Below are 22175 nucleotides of genomic sequence, written 5' to 3' on the forward strand. Positions count from 1 at the left end.
TTTAACAGCGGAGAAATTTGTAGACGATCCGTTTAATCCAGGAGGAAAGATGTATAAGACAGGAGATTATGGAAGATGGAAGTTAAATGGAGAGATAGAGTTTTTAGGAAGAAAGGATGATCAGGTAAAAATACGAGGAAATCGAGTAGAGTTAGGTGAGATTCAAAATGCCTTAGAGAGTTATACCGCTATACAATCAGCTATAGTACTAGCAAAAGCAAATTCATCGGGTACCAATGAGTTGTATGCTTATGTAAAAGGAGCCGAAGATTTAAGTGTTCCTTCTATCAAGAAGTATTTAGGAGGTTTATTACCAAGTTATGCTATCCCATCGAATTATACACAAGTAGCTTCATTTCCAACGACTTCCAATGGGAAGATAGATACCAAGGCCTTATTATTAATGGATGCTCCAGAGTTAGATAGTGGAGTGGAGTATGTTGCACCAAACACAGAGGAAGAGCGTCTTTTAGTAGAGATCTGGCAAGAGGTATTAAACAAAGACAGAGTTGGTGTTAAAGATCATTTCTTTGACTTAGGAGGAGATAGTTTAAAACTAATTCGATTAATAAGTTTAATTGATAAAAGCTTCAATGTAAAATTAGAGCTAAAAGACATTTATGAGGTTCAATTATTAGAAGCTCAGGTTAAAATTATACAAGAGTTTAAGGGTAAAACTCAAGCAGATAATTTATTAAAAAGATTAAATAAACTAAATGTCGTTATCAAGGTAGTTAACAATAATCTAGATATTAAAGCTGCTAAAGGTATTTTAAATGAAGAGTTGTTAGGTGAAATTAGGGCTAACAAAGAAAGTTTAATTAGTTTACTTGATAATGATTCAGAATCTAAAGTTGTAGAGGATAAGCAAATTCCTAAGATAGAACTACAGGAAAGTTATGAGCTATCTTCTTCGCAAAGGAGAGTGTGGGTTTTAAGCCAAATGGAGGCTAGTAATGTAACCTATAATATGCCAGAAGTTTATGTTTTCAAAGGCGAGCTAAATATGGAAGCTCTTAACTTAGCGTATAGAGCATTGATAATGCGTCATGAAAGTTTGAGAACTAATTTTAAGGAAGATAAAAATGGTAACATTAGGCAGTTTATAAAAAACAAGGAAGCAGTACAAAGTAAAATAGCTTTTATAGACTTAAAAGAAGATAAAGAGAAGAAGTATAGGGCAGAACAAGTTATAGATAAAGAATATAATTATGTATTCAATCTCTCTTCTGACAGCTTGTTGAGATGCACCTTATTGAAGGTAGAAGATAATGAGTGGATATTTTGTTATGTGATACATCATATTATTAGTGATGGTTGGTCAATGGATATTTTAACAAAAGAACTATTCATGTTATATGACGCCTTTATAAAAGGAGAAGAGAATCCATTAGAACCACTTCGTATACAATATAAAGATTATGCTTCTTGGCAACAAAATCAGTTACATGAAGAAAGTGACGAAGGGCATAAGGCTTATTGGTTAAAACAGTTTGAAGGTGAATTACCAGTACTAAATCTTTTAACAGATAAAAGAAGACCTATAGTAAAAACATTCAATGGAGGAGTTGTTAATAAGCATTTACCAGAAACAACTATTGAAGCTTTAAAGGAAATTAGTATCGCTGAGGGAGGAACGTTGTATATGAGTTTATTAACGATAGTAAATGTACTTTTATACAGGTATACTAATCAAAATGATATAGTTGTAGGGACCCCTGTTGGTGGAAGAACTCATTCAAACTTAGAAAATCAAATAGGATTCTACACTAATACGTTGGCCTTGAGAACTAAGATTAATGGAGAAGATAGCTATCCGAAAATGTTGAAGAATGTAAAAAACATTATTTTAGGAGGACTTGAGCACCAAATATATCCATTTGACGAATTGGTTGGTAATTTAGATTTGCAAAGGGATATGAGTAGAAATGTTTTGTTTGATGTATTTGTAGCATTGCAAAACACTATTATAAGTAATAAGAGTAAGTCTTTTTCAGGCTTAGAAATAGCACCATATGATAGTAGTCCTATAAAGTCGACAAAATTTGATTTATCATTTAATTTTAATGAAAGTTCAGATGGCTTATGGTTAAGCTTAGAGTATAATTCAGATTTATTTTATAAAGAAACTGCTGAGAGAATAGCGTCACATTTTTTACAAATAACAAATAGTATTATTAATAAGCCTAGTGAGTCAATTAATAATTTAGAATACTTGAACGAAATAGAAAAAGAACAGTTGCTCAATAATTTTTCTAGCGAATCTTTTATATATGATGAAGAGCAAACAGTAATATCTCTTTTTGAAGATCAGGTAAATAGGACACCAGAATCAATAGCATTATCATTTCAAGGAAATGATTATACATTTAGAGAGATTCAAGAAAAATCAAATCAATTAGGGAATTATTTAAGAGATAAATATAAAGTAAAACCTGAAGATTTAGTAGCTATTACATTAGAACGAAGTGAATGGGTAATCATTACTATGTTAGCAATACTAAAATCAGGAGCAGCATACTTACCTATTGATCCTGCCTATCCTCAAGATAGGATTGATTATATGCTAGAAGATAGCTCTTGTAAAATACTTGTTGATGAAGAAGAAATTTTATTGTTTCAAAAAGAAATACATCAATATAAAAAATCTATCTCTACTGTAAATGCACCTAGTGATTTAGCTTATGTGATTTATACTTCAGGTTCTACAGGAAAACCTAAAGGGGTAATGGTAGAACATAGAAATGTAGTCGCTTTTATGGAGAGTTGTAAAAGTAGGTTTGCTCTCTCAGGTATGAAAATGCCTTTATTGGCATCAAATGCTTTTGATATTTTCTTGTTTGAATCTTTTTATCCAATGTTAACAGGTGGAAGGATATTCATGCTTCCAAACGAAGATATTAGAGATATGTATTTATTAGCAGAAACTTTGAAAAAAGTAAATGCATTTCATGCGGTACCAGCATTAATGTCACAAATATTGACTCATGTAAAAAATTCAGGAGAGGTTGAGGAGTTCCAAAATATAAAAGACTTATTTATAGGAGGAGATAAAGTTCCTACTAGTGTTTTAGAAGAAATGCATGAAGTTTTTCCTAAAGCGTCAATTTATGAACTATATGGACCAACTGAAGCAACAATATTTGTAACAGCTAATCACTACAAGAATGAAGATGTTTTTGATGGGGCATTAATAGGAACCTCAAATAAGGCTTCTTATGTACAAATTTTAGATGGACAGAATAAGCTTTGTGGAGAAGGAGTTTCAGGAGAGATTTGCATAGGCGGTAAAAGTGTAGCTAGAGGATATTTAAAAAGAGAAGAATTAACAAAAGAGAGCTTTGTTTCAGATCCATACAGAACTACCAATAATAAGATATATAAAACAGGAGATTATGGAAGAGTGTTGTCAAACGGAGTATTAGAATTTATTGGGAGAAAAGATAATCAAGTTAAAATTAAAGGGTATCGTATTGAGCTAGGTGAGATAGAACACGCTTTAATGGGATTAGATTTTATTAAAAAAGCTGTTGTAGTTGCAAAGGACATATCAACAAACACTAAAGAGTTAGTGGCTTATTTAGTAAGTGAAGAAAAGTTAGAAATTAAATTATTGAGAAAGAAACTTCAAAAGAAACTTACCAATTATATGGTACCAACGTACTTTATACAACTTGATGATTTACCACTTACGAGTAATGGAAAGATTGACATAAAATCGTTACCTCATCCAGAAAATAATGACTTAGGAAATCGAGAAGAGTATGTTTCTCCAAGAAATGAGATGGAAGAAATTATAGTTGGAGTTTATGAAGAAGTACTTGGAAAAGAAAAAATAGGAATAAAAGATGATTTCTTTGTCCTAGGAGGAGATTCTATAAAATCTATCCAGATAGTTGCACGTCTTAAACAAAGAAAACTTTCTTTAACAATTCAAGACATTTTATTGAACCCAGTAATTGAAGACCTATCTAAAGTAATTAAAAAAGTAGATCGAATTCCATCTCAAGAAATTGTTGAAGAAGAAACTAGTTTAAGCCCAATTCAATCTTATTTTATTGAAAAGCACCCTGTAAATCACCATCATTTTAATCAATCTGTTTTATTGTTTAGTGATAAAGGTATTCAGGAAGAAGGAGTTCGTAAAGTATTTGATAAAATTATAAGCCATCATGATGCTTTAAGAATGACTTATTCTAAAACTGAATCTGGTGATTGGTTGCAAAGAAATCATGGAACAGAATTAAAATACGAGTTCAAACAATGGAATTACAATGATTTAGATAGTTTCCAAGAAAAATGTGAAGAACTACAGTCGAGTATCAACATTAACGAAGGTCCTTTATTAAAATTAGGATTATTTAAAGGGGAGCAAGGTGATCATTTATTAATTGTTATTCATCACTTAGTAATTGATGCCGTGTCATGGAAAGTATTGATGGAAGATTTAGAACTACTTTTTAAACAATACACAAATGGAGAAACATTAAGTCTTCCTCAAAAAACAGATTCATTTATTTATTGGCAAAAGCAATTACAATTATACTCTAAGAGTGCTAGTTTGGAGAAGGAACATTCTCATTGGGCTTTCTTAAATTCACGAGATATTGACAAAATTACTCTAGACAATAATAAAGGAAGTAATTTAACGAAACACATGTTTGTTAAATCGTTTACACTAAATAAAGAGTTGACACATGTGTTATTAACTAAATGTAACCAAGCGTATGGAACCTCTGTGAATGATATTTTACTAACGTCTTGTATGTCTGCTATAAAACAAATATTTGAAGTTCAAAAAATTGGAGTTTGGATGGAAGGACATGGGCGAGAAAATATAGAATCAGATGTAGATGTAAGTAGAACGATTGGATGGTTTACTTCTATATTCCCTGTCATTTTTGACCTTTCAGAAAATGATAAGATCCAAGAATTAATATCAGTAAAAGATACGCTAAGACGAGTGCCAAATAAAGGAATAGGCTATGGGATTTTAAAATACTTAGATTCAAAAAAGTATACTTTAAATCCAGAAGTATCATTTAATTACCTAGGAAACTCAGGAAGTAAAACGAAATTAACTCAAGAAGAAAGTGCTTTTCACATAGTTGATGAGTATAAAGGAATGGAAAGCTCTTTGGAAATGGAAAGAGAAAACCTATTAGATATAAAGACAATCATTACAGATGAATGTGTAAATATTGATATAAGTTACAGTAGGGAACAGTTTTATGATAAAACAATAGAGAGATTACTGGAGCAGTGCAAAAACAATTTAGTAGCACTTGTAGAAGAATTATCAAAAGAAAATGAAGTTCATGCGACTCCTTCTGATTTTACATTTAAAGGATTAAGTATGGAAGAATTAGAACAACTAAATAATTTTTAATGAAAATAGAAGATGTATACGCGTTAAGCCCTTTGCAAAAAGGAATGTACTTTCATTGGTTAACTTCTCCAACATCTTACTTTGAACAAGTAAGCTACAGGTTAAAAGGAAGGTTAGATTTAGAATTATTAGAAAAAAGTTATCAAACGCTTGTAGAAAGACATGCAATATTGAGAACCTTTTTTACTCATAAATTTGGAGAAGAAGTTTTACAAGTAGTAAAGAAAGAAGTAGAACCTGTATTTTCATATAAAGATGTAAGTTCTGATTCAAAATTTTCTTTTCAAGAATTTAAAAAAGAAGATAGAAATAAAGGATTCGATTTAAGTAATGGTTCACAAATGAGGCTGCATGTACTTAAAGTAGAACAAGATACTTATGAGTTTGTTTGGAGTCAGCATCATATCTTAATGGATGGATGGTGTGTTAGCATTTTAATCAAAGAATTTTTTCAAATTTACGAAGCATTAAGAAGTAATAGAACCCCGTCATTAGCTCCTATTGTTCCATATTCGAAGTATATTAAATGGCTTGAGAAAGTAGACGAATCTAAATCGAAAGAATATTGGAGGAATTATTTAAGTAATTACAGTGACAAAGTTTCTCCTCCACAAAAAAGAACCGTAGGAACAGATTTTATTTCTAAAGAAACTACTTTGGAGTTGGATGGAGAAATAAGAAAAAATATAGCCAATGTTTGTTCTAATTTAGGAATAACAGAAAATATTTTTATACAAACTGTGTGGGGAGTTTTATTAGCAAAGTACAATAGAACAAATGATGTTGTTTTTGGTTCTGTAGTGTCAGGTAGACCAGCAGAAATATCAGGAGTTGAAAATATGATAGGGTTATTTATAAATACAATACCTGTTCGTGTACAGCTAGAAAAAGAGATTACTGCAAGAGAGCTTTTAAAACAGGTTATGCAAGAATCTGTAGATAGTACTTATCATCATTACATGCAATTAGGAGATCTTTTGGAAGAAAGTGAGCTAAGAGGAGAGTTGTTTAATCACCTTTTGGTCTTTGAAAACTTTCCAATGGATGAAAATATGAGCACAATATCAAAAGATGATATAGTTTTATTAGACTCTGAAATACATGAACATAGTAACTATGAGTTTACATTAGCAATTATTCCTAGAAATGAGAGTATAGATTTTAGATTTAAATATGATGGGGCAGTTTATGACGATTTAATGATAGATACATTAAAAGATCATTTTAAAAACTGTATAAAAATTATAGCTGAAAATCCTAGTGTAATTATTGATGAATTGGATTATTTATCAGCTGATGAGAAGCAGAAAATACTATTTGATTTTAACGATACAGTATCTGAATATCCAAAAGATAAAACAATAGTTAACTTATTTTCAGAGCAAGTTAAAAAGAGCCCAAATGCTATTGCGCTAGTTTTTAAAGAGGAAACTATTACTTATAAAGAATTAGATGAAAAGTCAAGTCAATTAACAAATTATATTTTGAGTCAAGGCGTAAGCCCTAATAAAGCTGTAGGTTTATATTTAGATAGGTCTTTTGAAATGATTATCTCAATTTTAGGAGTTCTAAAAGCTAATTGTAGGTATGTACCATTAGATACTAATTTACCTGAAGAACGAATAAAATATATATTACAAGATTCTGAAGTAAGTTCTATAATCACGAATGTAGAGAGTTTTTCGAAAAACGGGATATCTGACTATCAAATTATAAATATAACCAAATGCTCTTATATAAGCACTTCAAGTATTTTTAATCAAAACCCTCCATCTGAAGTTGCTTATATCATGTATACCTCAGGTAGTACAGGAAAACCTAAAGGAATTTCAGTAACCCATCAAAATATAGTCAAATTAGTTTTTGATTCAGGGACAATAGGGCTAGAAGAAACAGATAAAGTTTTACAATGGTCAAATTACGCTTTTGACGGTTCAACGTATGATATTTTTGGAACTCTATTAAAAGGAGCTGCTTTACATTTAATTGAAGCCACAGAGATTTCAGATATTTTTGCGATAAGTAAACAAATTAAAAGGAATCAAATTACTAAACTTTTCTTAACTACAGCTTTATTTAATGCTTTGGTTGATAGTGGAGAGCTAGAAAGTTTGAAAAGTATCAAACATATTTTATTTGGAGGAGAAACTGCTTCAATTCAACATGTGAAAAGGGCTTTAGAAATTCTTGGACCACATAAGTTAGTGCACGTTTATGGACCAACAGAAACAACGGTATTTGCAACAAGTTATGTTATAAACTCATTGGATAGTATAGAAACTAGCGTTCCTATTGGGAAACCTATTTCTAATACGAATGCATATATTTTAGATGAAAATCAGAAAGTTGTTCCAATAGGAATTACAGGTGAGCTTTGTATTAGTGGAGATGCTATATCTAAAGGATATTTAAGTCAAGAGAAGCTTACTGCAGAAAAATTCATAAAAAATCCATTTGTTGAAGGAAAAACTCTTTATAAAACTGGAGACTTGGCTCGTTGGCTTCCTTCTGGAGATATAGAATTTATAGGAAGAAAAGATAATCAGGTTAAAGTTCGAGGCTATCGAATAGAGTTAGAAGATATTGAAAGTGCTTTGTTAAACGAGGAAGGAGTCCTTAATGTGTGTGTGTTAGCCTTACAAGATGAAAAAAGCACAGGTAAGTTTTTAGTAGGTTACGTGGTTCTAGAAAATAATGTTAATCGTATTGATCTTCAAAATAATTTACTTAATCAATTACCAGAATATATGATTCCACAGGTATGGGTAGAATTAAAGGAGATACCTCTTACTAGTAATGGAAAAATAGATAGAAAAGCATTGCCGCTACCTGATATAACAGCAGGTTCTTCTCATGAGTTTGTAGCACCAAAAACGGAAACAGAGAACCAATTAGCATCTATGTGGAAAAATATTTTAAATATTGATAAAGTAGGTATTTATGATAATTTCTTTGAATTAGGAGGGCATAGTATAAAAGCTACACGTTTAATCGCAGAAATTTATAAAACCTTTAAAATAGAACTTAAAATTTTGGTAATATTTAAAACTTCAAATTTAGAGGAGTTAGCAAGGGAGATAGATAACATCATTTGGATTAATTCAAATGTTGATCTTACGGATGTAGAAACGGAAGATATTGTTATATAAACAGCCAATAGTTTATGTATTTGTGAAGTGTTATGGATAAGAGAGGATTGAATTTTTGAGAAGAAAAGACAAACAAGTTAATAATGTAGTTGTTGATAAAGTTGTAGGAAATAAAAAAGAACTTACAGTTTAAGAGAAAGGAAAGTTTTACCTATTCCAATAAAAATAATAGCCAAAAGATACATCATTGTCCCATAATAAAAACTAAAAGGGAAGTTAGAAGAACTTTAGTGTTCACTCATGCCTGTTAAAAAAATAATAGGTATGATGACATTTTTATATGGTTATTAATCCCATAAAAATGATATCAGTCCAAACTTATTAAAGAATTTTTTAAATGTTTTAAGTCAAAAAAATAAGTAGGGAAAGTTATTAAGAAGAAGAAAACAGTGATTTTGAAGATTGAGTTTTCAATCACTACTGTACATAATACTATTAACATATCAAACCATTTAAACAACAACTATGAAAAACCTCAGAAAGGATAATACCAGTCAGGAGTTTGCAATTATAGGTATGTCTTGTAGAGTACCTGGAGCAGATAATTGGAGAACATTTTGGAATAATTTAATAAGTGGAAAGGAATCAATTCATTTCTATGAAGATAATGAGTTGGAACGTTTAGTAGTAAACAAATCCAAACTCTCAAAAAAGAATTTTGTAAAAGCAAAATCTGTAGTAGACAACAAAGGAAGTTTTGACAATTTGTTCTTTAAATATTCTAATAAAGAAGCTGAATTAATGAATCCCTCCCACAGAATATTTCATGAGAATGTATGGGAAGCGTTAGAGGATGCAGGGTATACTCCAAGTGAGGTTGATGGTAAAATCAGTATTTATGCAGGAGTAGGTGATGATACTAACTGGAAAGCATATGCCATGTTAAAAAATATGGATGAAATTGTAGATGAAATGACTCTAAATTTTATCTCAAGTAAAGATCATTTAGCATCTTTAATAGCATATAAACTTAATTTACAAGGAGCAGCATATTCTATTAATACTGCATGTTCTTCTTCATTAGCAGCTATACATTTAGCATGTAGGGGGTTATTAATGGGGGAAGCAAAGCTAGCAATTGCAGGTGGAGTTTCTATAGCAACAAGAAAGCAACAAGGATATGAGTATAAAGAAGAACTAATTTATTCTTCTGATGGACATTGTAGAGCCTTTGATGATGAAGCTGATGGAACGGTTGGAAGTGAGGGCTCAGGAGTTGTAGTTTTAAAAAAGCTAAATGATGCCATTGCAGACAATGATCATATATATGCTGTAATAAAAGGAAGTTCGGCTAATAATGATGGAAATAGGAAAATAGGATATGCTGCACCAAGTATTGAAGGGCAAGCAGAGTGTATAAAAGAAACTCATAAGGTTTCAAATGTAAAACCTGAAACCATATCATATATAGAAGCACATGGAACAGGTACTAAAATAGGTGACCCAATCGAAGTGGAAGCTTTAAACTTAGCATTCAATAAAAATAATACTCATGATTGTGCATTAGGTTCCGTGAAAACAAATTTTGGGCATACTGATTCAGCATCAGGAGTTATAGGGTTGATAAAAGCAGCATTGAGTTTAAAGTATAAAAAGATACCTCCAACATTACATTACAAGAAAGCAAATTCAAATATCTATTTTGAAGAAGGACCTTTTTATGTAAATACAGAATTAAAAGATATGGAAAGTAATGAAACGCCATTGAGAGCAGGGGTAAGCTCTTTTGGAATAGGAGGTACAAACGTACATTTGGTATTAGAAGAAGCTCCTGAGCAAGTGTATAAAGAAACTCTTAAGCAAAAAGACAGAACACTTATACTTTCAGCTAAAACTAAAAATTCACTGAATAAGTATTTGAAAAAACTAGGAGCTTTTTTAAAAGAGGAAGAGGTTAATTTAGATGATTTAATATATACTTACAGAGTAGCTAGAGCCTCTTTTGATTACAGAATAACATTAGGTTTTAAAGATAGGGATGACCTTCAAAATAAATTAGCTGAAAATTTTAAAAACTTAGATAAGATAAAAGGTTCAGCAAAAAAGAAAAAGATAGTTTTCCTTTTTCCTGGTTTAGGCAACCAGTATAAGAATATGACAAAGGAAATTTATGAGAGAGAAAATGTGTTTAAAGAAAAAATAGATGAAGGATGTAATTATTTAAAAGAATTAACAGGTCATGATTTTAAATTCATTTTATTTTCTGATACTGAAGAAATAGAAAAACAAGAATATGCAGAACCATTACTTTTCTTGGTTGAATATTCTCTAGCCTATTTATTAAAGTCATATAATGTTTTACCAGATTATGTACTTGGGCAAAATGTAGGAGAATATGTTGCAGCATGTATTAGTGGAGTATTTTCTTTTGAAGAAGGATTAAAACTAATAGCTCTTAAATCAAAATTATTAAATTCTAAAAAATCTAAGGTTTTATTAAATGCTCTTCTAATAGAAGAAGAAGCAGTAAAGTTTGTTAATAATCAAATTTCATTGGCAGCTATTAATGGAACACAGCAAGTTACTTTTTCAGGAAAACAAAAGGTAATAGATCAGCTAAGTAATCAATTGGATGAATTAGGAGTAATGAATTCTAAGGTACAGCAGAAGTATATTGATTTCTCTGAGGTAGATGAAGAGTTTAAGAATCAGTTTGTATCAAATTGGAATGAATTATCAACAAAGAAAATCAAAATCCCTTTTGTTTCTAGTTTAAACAAGAAAGTGTTTAAAGATGAAGAAATACCAGCCGAGTATTGGTTAGACCTTATTACAAAAACCAATAAGTTTTATAATTCTATAGCTAAATTAAGAGAAGAAAATAAAGACCTAATTTTTATTGAAGTAGGACCAGGAAATTCAATTGAAAAGTTACTAAAAAGAGAAACAGCCATAGAAAAAAACAAAAGTTCTATTATTATAAGTTTAACGAAACAGTTAGAAGAGAATACAGTTTTTTTTGAAAATACATTAGTAAAATTATGGCATGAAGGAGTCGATTTAGATTGGAAGCCATATTATACTAATAGTAATAATAAAAGAATTTCATTACCATCATACTGCTTTGAACTAAACCAGTTTCCTTCAGAGGTAGAACCATTTACAGCAATATTAGAAGCAAAGATGATTTCTTCTGTAGAAGCTGTAACTAAGCCATCAAAAAGAGAAATAGACATCTCTAAACCTGAAGAAACAGAAGTATCAACAAAATTGAAAGTAATTTTAAAAGACTTTTTTGATGTTGAAGAAATAAAAGAAGAAAGTGATTTTATTGAAATGGGAATAAACTCATTAAATGGGATGCTTTTATTAAAGAAAATAAAAACTGAATTTGAAATAGACCTCACATTACACGAATTTTTTGAGTGCCAATCAATGGCAGATATTACAAATAAAATTATAAAACTTCAACCTACTGTAAGTTTTGAAAACCAATATAATACGATGACAATATGAATATAGGTGTTTTTTTAAAAGAGTTAAAAGCTCAGGGAGTTGAAGTAATGTTATCTGATGATAGAAGTAACTTGAAAATAAATTACACGAGTAAAAATTTATCAGAAGTTATAATCGATCAATTAAGAGATAATAAGGTTAAGATTATTGATTATTTGAATAATGTAAATCGAGTTATACCTAAAGCTGATTTGTCTGAAGTAGGTTACCCGCTGACTTCTTCACAAAATAGATCTTGGATTTTGAGTAAAATTGAAGGGTATAATTACGCATACAACATGTTTGAAGCTCTTGTCTTTGAAGGTGACTTAGATGTAGAGAAATTAGAGTTAGCATTTAAAGATTTGATAGAAGCTCATGAAATTTTACGAACTGTATTTTTAGAGGATGAAAAAGGATTCGTAAAGCAACATGTAAAGGAAGCTCATGAGATAGAGTTTAAAATAGAAAAAGAGAATCTTACTGGTTTAACAGAAGCAGAGAAGAAAGCAAAAAGTAAGATTTTAGAAGAAATCAAAATTGTTTTCGATTTATCAAAAGGACCATTAATAAGAAGCATCTTATATCAAGTAAATGAAAATAAATGGATTTATTTATTCATAACTCATCATATAATTAGTGATAGCAGGTCTTTTGATGTTTTTAAACGTGATTTGTTATTAGCGTATGAAGCTAGAGTTAAAGGAAATATAAATGGAATTCAACCTTCAGAAATTCAATATAAAGACTTTGCAGTATGGAAAGATGCAATGTTAAAAGGAAACCAGTTAGACAAGCATAAAGAGTATTGGACAAAGCAATTTGAAGGAGAAGTACCAGTACTAGAGCTACCTATTGATAAGAAGAGACCCGCCAAGAGAACCGTAGAAGCTGGTATAATTAATAGGAAGATAGATAAAGAATTAACCGATAATTTTATTAAGTACTGTAGTAGTAGAGGTTATACTCTCTTTACAGGTTTAATGGGACTATACAATCTTCTATTTTATAAATATACTAACCAAACTGATATAGTATTAGGTTTTCCTATTTATGGTAGAGATTACACGGAGTTAGAAAATATTATTGGATTCTTTGCAGACACTCTGGCATTAAGGACGAAATTTGATGGAGAGAATAGTTTTGAAGAATTGTTATCCAATGTTAATAAAAGAGCTTTTGATGCTTATGAGCATAAAGATTATACTTTTGAAGAATTAATATCTGAGTTAAAACCACAAAGAGATTCAAGCAGAACAATTTTATTTGATGTATTCGTTGTACTTCAAAATTTTAAACATGCTACAGTAAAAGAAAAAGAAATACAAGTTGGTAATCTTACGATAAAAGAATTTAAAGGAGATACTACCCTATACTCTGCATTTGATTTAATAATAAACTGTTCAGAATTTGAAGATGGTCTTACTTGTGTTTTGGAATATAACAAAAGTATTTTTAATAATACTACTATAGAACAATTAGCAAGCCACATTGAAGCATTAATGAGAGTAGTATTGAAAGCTCCTAACATTCCAATTAAAGACATTGATTTACTATCAATTGATGAAAAACAAAGAGTTTTAAACTTTGGAGGGATAAAAAAGGAGCATTCAGAACAAGTTGAAAGCATAGCAGAACCAGAAAATCAAAATCTAGATTTCAGTCTTTATTATTTTGGAAACAAAGGAACAGAAAAGAATAACTATGAGTTATTGATTGAAGGTGCAAAATATGCTGATACAAATGGATACTCTGCCGTTTGGACTCCAGAAAGACATTTTAATGAATTTGGAGGCCCATACCCTAATCCTAGTGTTTTAGGTGCAAGTTTAGCAATGGTTACTAAAAATGTAAGTATTAGATCTGGAAGTATTGTTGCTCCATTGCATCATCCAGCTAGAATTGTTGAAGAATGGTCTGTGGTAGATAATTTATCTAACGGTAGGGTTGGAATGTGTTTAGCTTCAGGTTGGAATGCTAATGATTTTGTTTTACTCCCAGAGAATTACGAAAATCGTAATGAGTTATTATATAAAACCATAAATGAGATAAAAGAATTATGGAAAGGAAATCCAGTTTCTTATAAAAATGCAAATGGAGAAGATAAGTCTATTTTAACTTTTCCCAGACCGTTACAAAATCAACCACCTATGTGGATAGCTAGCGGAGGTAGTATAGAAACATTTGAAAGAGCAGGGGCAATTGGAGCAGGGATACTTACAATGTTAACAAACACAACATTTGAAGAATTAGCTGAAAAAATTGAAGTTTACAGAAAATCATATGCTAAGCATAATAACCCAAAAGGAGAAGACAATGTTGTTCTCATGTTACATACATACATAGATAAAGATGAAGAAACAGCGAGAACTATAGTCAAAATACCGATGAGGAATTATTTGTCTAAATCTATTAGTATGTCTGAAAAACAAGCAGATTTAGCAAAATTTTCAGAGTTAGCAAATGGAGTGTCTGAAGAAGATTTGCAGGAGTTTTTATCTTTTTCAGTAGAAAAATATTTAGATAAATATAGTTTAATAGGAACAGAAGACTCTTGTTTAAAAATACTAGACAATGTAAAAAAGGCAGGAGTGGATGAAGTAGCTTGTTTAATAGATTTTGGTATTGAGCATGACAAGGTTTTCAATAGTTTAAAACATCTAACTAGAATTAAGGAAACTTTTAATAATAAAGAAGAAATTATTAAAAAGGAAAGTTACTCAACTTCAGTAGATGCTCAATTATCATATAAAACGGTGATTGATGTATTTCAAGAACAAGCACTTAGAATACCTGATGAAATAGCTTTAAAATTCAATGATGAAGAACTTTCATATAAAGAGTTAGATGAAAGATCTAATCAAATAGCGCATTTTTTAATACAGAATAAGGTACAATCAGGAGATGTTGTTGCAATTTGTTTAGATAGATCAATGGAAATGGTAATCGGAATGCTAGGAATAATGAAATCAGGAGCAGTTTACCTACCTATAGATATAACATATCCAACAGAACGTGTTGAATATATGTTAAAAGATGGAGATGTAAAATATGTTTTAGGTACTCCATTACTATTAAATCCAATGAAAGAGGTAAAAGAAGGTAGTTTCAAAACATTTTTTATCAATGAAGCTAAGGAAACGAATGTTTCTATATCTCAAATAAATCTGAGTAAATACAAAAGTGATGCGTATATTATTTATACTTCTGGATCAACTGGAAAACCAAAAGGAGTTATAACAACCCATAAAAATTTGCTTTCATATTTTGAAAGTATACAAGATGTATTTAGAGACAAGCATCAAGATATGTGTTCTCCAATAATTGTTTCCAATACATTTGATATTTTTCTATTTGAATCCCTGTATCCAATGTTTAAAGGTGGAACAGCGGTAATGATTTCTAATGACACAATTCAGAATATTGAAAGCTTACTTGAGGAATTGAAGAGATTAAATGCTTTTCACTGTGTACCGTCATTAATGGTTCAGCTAATCAATCATATTAAGAATACAAAGCATAGCACAAACTATGGTATGATTGAAGATATTTTTATAGGAGCAGATGTGGTATCACATACAATTATTAAAGAAATAAAAGAGGTTTTCCCAAATGCAAATATTCATGTATTTTATGGACCAACAGAAACCACAGTATATGCGACAACGCACACTATTGAAAAGTTTGCGAATAATGATGAGGCTAAGCTTTTAAGAGGAAGTGTTATAGGTAAACCAAATACGAATGTTGAAATATATATATTAAATAATGAATTACAATTAAGTCCTGTAGGTGTTGTGGGTGAAATATGTATTAGTGGGCCAATGGTATCTATGGGATATGTAAATAGACTCGAAGAGACAAAGGAGAAATTTGTAGAGAATCCGAATAAAAAAGGAGAGAGAATATATAAAACTGGAGATTTAGGTAGATGGTTGGAGAATGGTACTATTGAATTCATTGGAAGAAAAGACCAGCAGGTTAAGATTAGAGGTTTTAGAATTGAGTTAAGAGAAATAGAATATGCACTTGATCAGCATGAATATATAAAACTATCTTGTGTAGTAGTTAAGGAAAACAAAGAAGGAGAAAAAGAGTTAATAGGATATATTGTAAGTGATAAAAAACTTATTAATGATAAGCTTCGAAGAGCATTAAAGCAAAAGCTACCTCATTACATGGTTCCTACGCATTTTATTCAATTAGACAAGATGCCGTTAAATTCAAATGGAAAGATTGATAGAAAAAAAGTGTCTTTAATAGAAGGTGTTTATCTAAAGTCTAATAAAAAACATATCAATCCAAGAAATGAAATTGATGAAAAGTTGATAGTCATTTGGAAAGAAATACTCGAAGTTGATAGAATAGGAATTCAAGATAATTTTTTTAATTTAGGAGGTAACAGCTTAAAAGCTACTAGGTTGTTGAATTACTTACACAAAGAGTTTGATTTAAAACTAAATTTACTAACAATATTCAACACTCTAACAATAGAACATCTATCAAATGAGATAGATAGATTGTTGTGGATAGAAACAGGAGAACTAGAAGCAAGTGATTTTGAAAACTACATAATATAAAAACGGCTTAAAAAAGCTGAACTATTTCAAAGAATCTTTCTAAACTTAATAGAAACATGGTTAAAAGTACACTTTCGACTCATGAGAATGATGTCGTGAACCCCTTATTGATGAATTTAGGGGAAGATGTTATGGGATTTCTTAACGAAGTTCAATCACAATATCCAAAAGCGATTTCATTTGCATCAGGACGCCCTGACTCTAAATACTTTAGTATTGAAAAATTTTCTGAATATCTTGATTTTTTTGTTAAAACAGAAGCCTTAGAAAAAGGGCAAACAGAGAATGAGATTCTAAGTTATTTAGGGCAATATAACCGTACTAAAGGAATAATAAATAATGAAGTGTCAAAATATTTATTGGTAGATGAATCTATACAAGCTTTACCAGAAGATATACTCATTACAGTAGGGGCACAGGAAGGAATCGCAGCAGGTATCATGACCGTTTGTAATAAAGAGAATGATGTTATTTTGGTAGAAGATCCTGCTTATATAGGAATAACTCATTTTTCTCAAATTAATGGATATCATGTAGATGGAGTTCCTGTTACTTCTAATGGAATTTCATTAGAAAAGCTAGAAGAAAAAATACAGTATTATAATAGTATAGGTAAAAGAGTTAGAGTAGTATATGTCATCCCTGATTTTCAAAACCCATCAGGAGTAGCAATGTCTTTGGAAAATAGATATAAACTTTTAGAATTAGCTGAAATCCACAATTTTTTAATTTTTGAAGATAATGCTTATGGGGATTTTTCATACGAGAGTAGTTCTTATCCTACTTTAAAATCAATGGATAAAAACCAAAGAGTTATATACCTAAAATCATTATCCAAAACATTATATCCATCACTTAGATTAGCATTAATGGTGGTAGATCAATCGATTTCGATAGATGGCAATGTTCTGAGGTTAAGTGATTTTGTTTCAAAAACTAAGGGGTATATAACGGTGAATACTCCATCAATTATTCAAGCTATGTTTGGAGGAATGTTACGTCAGCATAATTTTTCTTTAAAAGAATTAAATAAAGAAAAAGTGTTAGGAATGAAAGAAAAAAGAAACCATTTGGTGAAATGTCTAGAAGAGGTTTTTAATACTAAAAATAACTCTTGGTCAAATAAAGTACAATGGAATCACCCTAATGGAGGATTCTTTATAAGAGTAAAATTGCCCTTTGAAGTAGGAAAAGAAGAAGTGATAGAGTGTGCAGAAAAATTTAAAGTCATTTTTACTCCTATGTCATTTTTTTTCCTGAATGAAGGAGGAGAAAGCGAGTTACGATTAGCATTCAGTAATCTTTCTTTAGAAGAGATAAAAACAGGTGTTGAACGATTAGCAGATTATATAAAAAGCAAAATAGAATAAAAAATCAAAAAAATAGAATCATGAATAATAATAATGAATTGGTAATATCAGACTTATTAAAAGTAGAGTACGATTTTATAGAATATTATGTAGGAATGGCTAAAATGGTGGTGTATTGGCATGTTAAAGCTTTAGGTTTTAAGGTAGTTGCTTATGCAGGTCCAGAAACAGGTGTAGAAGATCGTTGCTCATATTATATAGTAAAAAACGATATAAAATTAGTAATAACATCAGCTTCACAGCCAAGTTCTTATAAAATAGTATCGTTTGTTGATTTACATGGAAATGGTATTAAAAGAATGGCAATAAATGTAGACAATGTAAAAGAGTTTTTTGGAAGAGCAATGGAAAATGGAGCAATACCAGTAGAACATCCACATTTAAGTTCTGATGAAATGGGATTTATAGAACAAGCATCTTTAAAAATGTTTGATGACAATGAAATTATACTAATTAATTATGATAATTATAATGGAGATTTTCTTCCTGGATACAAAAATGTAGAGAAAGAGTGGGAATTTAATCATCAAGATTCAGCATTAGAAAAAATTGACCATGTAGCTTGTGCTTTACGATTAAATGAAATTACCCTTTGGGAAAATTATCTAAATAACATTTTTCTTTCAAAAACAGTTTTAGAGTTTGATGAAAGAAGAGAAAATGGAAAAAAAATTGGAATGCTTTTAAAAGTATTACAATCTGAAAATAAATCAATAAACAATGTTTTAGTAGAACCAGAAAAAGGGGTAAATACACAGGTTCAGTTGTTTATTGATCAGAATTATGGAGTAGGTATACAGCATATTGCCTTTGAATCAAACAACATCTTTAAATCTGTACAGGTTTTGAGAGAGAATGGAGTCAAGTTTACGAGTTATCCAGATTCATATTATGATAAACTTGAAGAAAAGTACCCTCAATTAGATGTTGATATGTTAAGAAAGCATGGGGTTTTATGTGATGTGTTAGATGGTGCATTATTGTTTCAGATTTTCACAACACCAATTGGTGATAGAGCTACATTCTTTTATGAAATTGTACAAAGAGTAAATAACTACGAAGGTTTTGGATTGGATAATATCTATGCCTTGTTTGAAGCTATGGAGCAAGAATTAAAAATGACAAGTTATATAGAATAATGATAGTAATTGAAAGTAGTATTTTAGATAAAATCGAAAAAATTGTTGGAAGTAAATACTTAATCACAAAACCTGATCTTCTTTATAACTACTCTAAAGACTGCACATCAAATAAAGAAGTAGCACCAACAGCAGTAGTGCTCCCAAAGAACACTCAAGAAATATCTGAAATTATAGCACTTTGTAATGAAACAAGGACAAAGGTAACAGTTAGAGGAGGAGGGACAGGAGTAAGCGGAGGAGCTTTATCTTATCATCAAGGTATTATACTATCTCTTGAAAGATTAAACAAAATTATTGAAATTAATAAAGTAGATAGAATAGCCATTGTAGAATCAGGAGTAATTACGCAAGATTTAAGAGAGGCTGTGTTAAATGAAGGATTGAATTTCCCTCAAAATATAAGTAGTGCTAGTTCTTGTTTTATTGGAGGAAACGTAGCAGTTGCTAGTGGTAGTCCTAAATCGTTAAAATATGGAACGACAAAAAATTATGTGGTTAATTTAGAAGTCGTATTGCCAGATGGTAGTATTATTTGGACAGGGAAAAACGTAAGTAAAAATGCTACAGGATATAATCTAACTCACTTATTTACGGGAAGTGAAGGAACTTTGGGGATTATAACTAAGGTAGTTTTAAAATTAGTACCACCCATGAAAGAATTAGTATTCATGGTTCCATTTACTAACATTAATAACTTGTTTAAGTGTGTAAAACATTTTTTTGAGAAAGGATATTCAGCGTCGAGTATTGAATTTATTGATGCTGTAGGATTTAAGTTAGCTTCACAATTTTTAGACAATACATTTCATACAACCTTTGATGTACAAGGGGTTTTATGGATAGAATTGGAAGGAGAATATCCAGAAAAACTAATGGACAAGGCTATCGAAATTGGTGAATTTGTAAACCAATATACTAAAGAGGAAGTTCACATAGCAGATACCCCAACCGAAGTGAAGAAGTTATGGGAAATGCGATCTAAAGTGGGTGAAGCTGTAATCAACCATACATTTTTTAGAGATGTTGATATTGTAGTTCCTCGTTCAAAAGTAGATCAGATGTACGAGGCCATTGTAGTCATAGCAAATAAATACAGTTTTGATTACACAGTTTTTGGGCACATTGGAGATGGAAATTTTCATGTAAACATCTTCCAAAGAAAACAACAAACTATAGAAGAATGGGAAAGTAACATTGCAATTTGGGTAAGAGAAATCTTTTTAAAGGCATTGGAACTTGGAGGTACCATTTCTGGAGAACATGGCATAGGAAAAACTAATCTTCCTTATATCGAAGAAGCCATTCCAACTAATCAATTACAACTAATGAATGATATTAAAAAATTATTTGATGCGAATCAAATAATTAACCAATAGATATCTACATATCAATATCCTTCATTTTCAAAATCATAATAATTCTATTACTTCTAAAAAGCTTAAAACTAATGAGAGTTAGTTTTTTGGTTTTTAAAATAAAAACAAGTAAAAAAAATAAACATGGCTAACAATCTATTTACAAGGTTAAAAGAACTAAATGTTACTATAAAAGTAGTCAATGATAATCTTGATATTAAAGCTCCAAAAGGAGTTTTAAATAAGGAACTATTAAGTGAAATAAAAGCTAAAAAAGAAGATTTACTTAACCTAGTTAAGCAATATTCAGCATCTAAAATAAAAGGTAATAAGCACATTCCTGTAACTAAGAAGAGTGAAAATTACCCTTTATCATCATCTCAACAAAGATTATGGACGCTAAGTCAAATAGATGATGCGAATAAATCTTATAATATGCCAGGTATTCAGGTTATTAATGAGAGTATAAACGTAGAGGCTTTTATGAGCTCACTTCGAGATTTAATAAAACGCCATGAAATTTTACGTACAGTTTTTAAAACAGATGAAAATGATGAGGTTAGACAATTTATAGAACCTGAAGACAATTTTACTTTTTCATTTGAGCAAGTTGATGTTGATAATAACGAAGACGAAGTTAATAGTATCATAGAAAATGAATATGCAACCTTATTTGATTTAGCGAAGGATTCTCTATTTAGGGGAAAATTGATTAGAGTAACTGATACTAAATGGATATTCTGTTTTGTAATGCATCATATTATCAGTGATGGTTGGTCTATGAATGTAATAGTCAAAGAGATATTAGAAAATTATAGTGCTAGGTTACATGGAGAAGTTATTGAAAATATACCATTAGAAATTCAATATAAGGATTACGCTGTATGGCAGCAAGATCAGTTAGTTAATGGGAGTTTAGCAGAGGAAAAGAAGTACTGGTTAAATCATTTAGAAGGAGATTTACCTGTGTTATCTGATTTTGGAGATTTTCCAAGACCAGCGGTAAAAACGTATAATGGCGGTTTGGTAGCGCGAAGGTTAAGTTCATCGCTTTATCAGGAGTTTAAGAGTTTGTATACAAGGCAAGAAGGTACTTTGTTTATGGGCTGTTTGAGTCTGTTAAATGTGTTTTTACATAAGTATTCAGGTCAAGAAGATTTGATTATAGGAAGTCCAGTTTCAGGAAGAACTCACGCTGCGTTGCACGATCAAATAGGTTTTTATGTCAATACCCTAGCGCTTCGCAATACTTTTAGTGCAGAAGACAGTTTTGAAGTACTATTTGACAAGGTTAAGAAAAACACTCTAGAAGCATTTAAACATCAAGCTTATCCTTTTGATCAGTTGTTAGATGATTTACATATTACTAGAGACCTGAGTAGAAATGCACTATTTGATGTAATGATTTCTGTTCAAAATGAAAACAGTAACCTTCAAAATGAATCAGATATAGTTAATGATTTAAATGACAAAGGGTCAGGATCAAGTAAATATGATTTAACATTCACATTCACCGAGTTATCATCAGGTTTAAGTATTGGTATCGAGTATAACAGCGATATTTTTAGCAGATTGTTGGTAGAGCAGATGCTTGTTCATATGGAGCAGTTGTTGGCTAATTTAGTAGCAAATACAAGTGCTAGTTTATCGGCAATTAGCTGTTTGAGTACAGAGGAAGAGCAGGAGCTTGTAGTAACGTATAATGCTACGGAGACTGTTTACGAAGAAGGAACTTCTATTTTAAGTTTGTTTGCA

The 22175-nt window shown here is 30.5% G+C and carries 8 protein-coding genes; all 8 read left to right on the forward strand.

What is annotated here, in order from left to right:
- Positions 1 to 5389 (forward strand): amino acid adenylation domain-containing protein (locus ACQY6M_RS07500; protein WP_428741063.1); only part of this gene is annotated, 5389 nt, incomplete at its 5' end.
- The gene (locus ACQY6M_RS07505) at positions 5389 to 8538 is read left to right on the forward strand and encodes a non-ribosomal peptide synthetase (RefSeq protein ID WP_428741064.1); all 3150 of its coding nucleotides are present in this window, start codon (positions 5389 to 5391) and stop codon (positions 8536 to 8538) included. The genes ACQY6M_RS07500 and ACQY6M_RS07505, both read left to right, overlap by 1 nt.
- Before the next feature lie 465 nt (positions 8539 to 9003).
- Positions 9004 to 11994, forward strand: a complete 2991-nt coding sequence (locus tag ACQY6M_RS07510) for a beta-ketoacyl synthase N-terminal-like domain-containing protein (RefSeq protein WP_428741065.1) — start codon at positions 9004 to 9006, stop codon at positions 11992 to 11994.
- Positions 11991 to 16553 carry a MupA/Atu3671 family FMN-dependent luciferase-like monooxygenase gene (locus tag ACQY6M_RS07515; protein ID WP_428741066.1) on the forward strand — a complete coding sequence of 1521 codons (4563 nt, stop codon included), beginning with the start codon at positions 11991 to 11993 and terminating at the stop codon, positions 16551 to 16553. Before ACQY6M_RS07510 ends, ACQY6M_RS07515 begins: the two co-directional genes overlap by 4 nt.
- Positions 16554 to 16609: 56 nt before the next feature.
- Complete coding sequence (locus tag ACQY6M_RS07520; protein WP_428741067.1) at positions 16610 to 17923, forward strand: PLP-dependent aminotransferase family protein; 1314 nt, start codon at positions 16610 to 16612, stop codon at positions 17921 to 17923.
- A gap of 20 nt (positions 17924 to 17943) precedes the next feature.
- Entirely contained in the window at positions 17944 to 19062 is a 1119-nt protein-coding gene (locus ACQY6M_RS07525) for a hypothetical protein (RefSeq protein WP_428741068.1), read from the forward strand.
- The gene (locus ACQY6M_RS07530; protein ID WP_428741069.1) at positions 19062 to 20441 is read left to right on the forward strand and encodes an FAD-binding oxidoreductase; all 1380 of its coding nucleotides are present in this window, start codon (positions 19062 to 19064) and stop codon (positions 20439 to 20441) included. The genes ACQY6M_RS07525 and ACQY6M_RS07530 overlap by 1 nt, the downstream gene beginning before the upstream one ends.
- A gap of 123 nt (positions 20442 to 20564) precedes the next feature.
- The coding region (locus tag ACQY6M_RS07535) for a condensation domain-containing protein (RefSeq protein ID WP_428741070.1) at positions 20565 to 22175 on the forward strand (1611 nt) is incomplete at its 3' end.

This window comes from Tenacibaculum sp. (assembly GCF_050290165.1).
GTDB lineage: Bacteria > Bacteroidota > Bacteroidia > Flavobacteriales > Flavobacteriaceae > Polaribacter.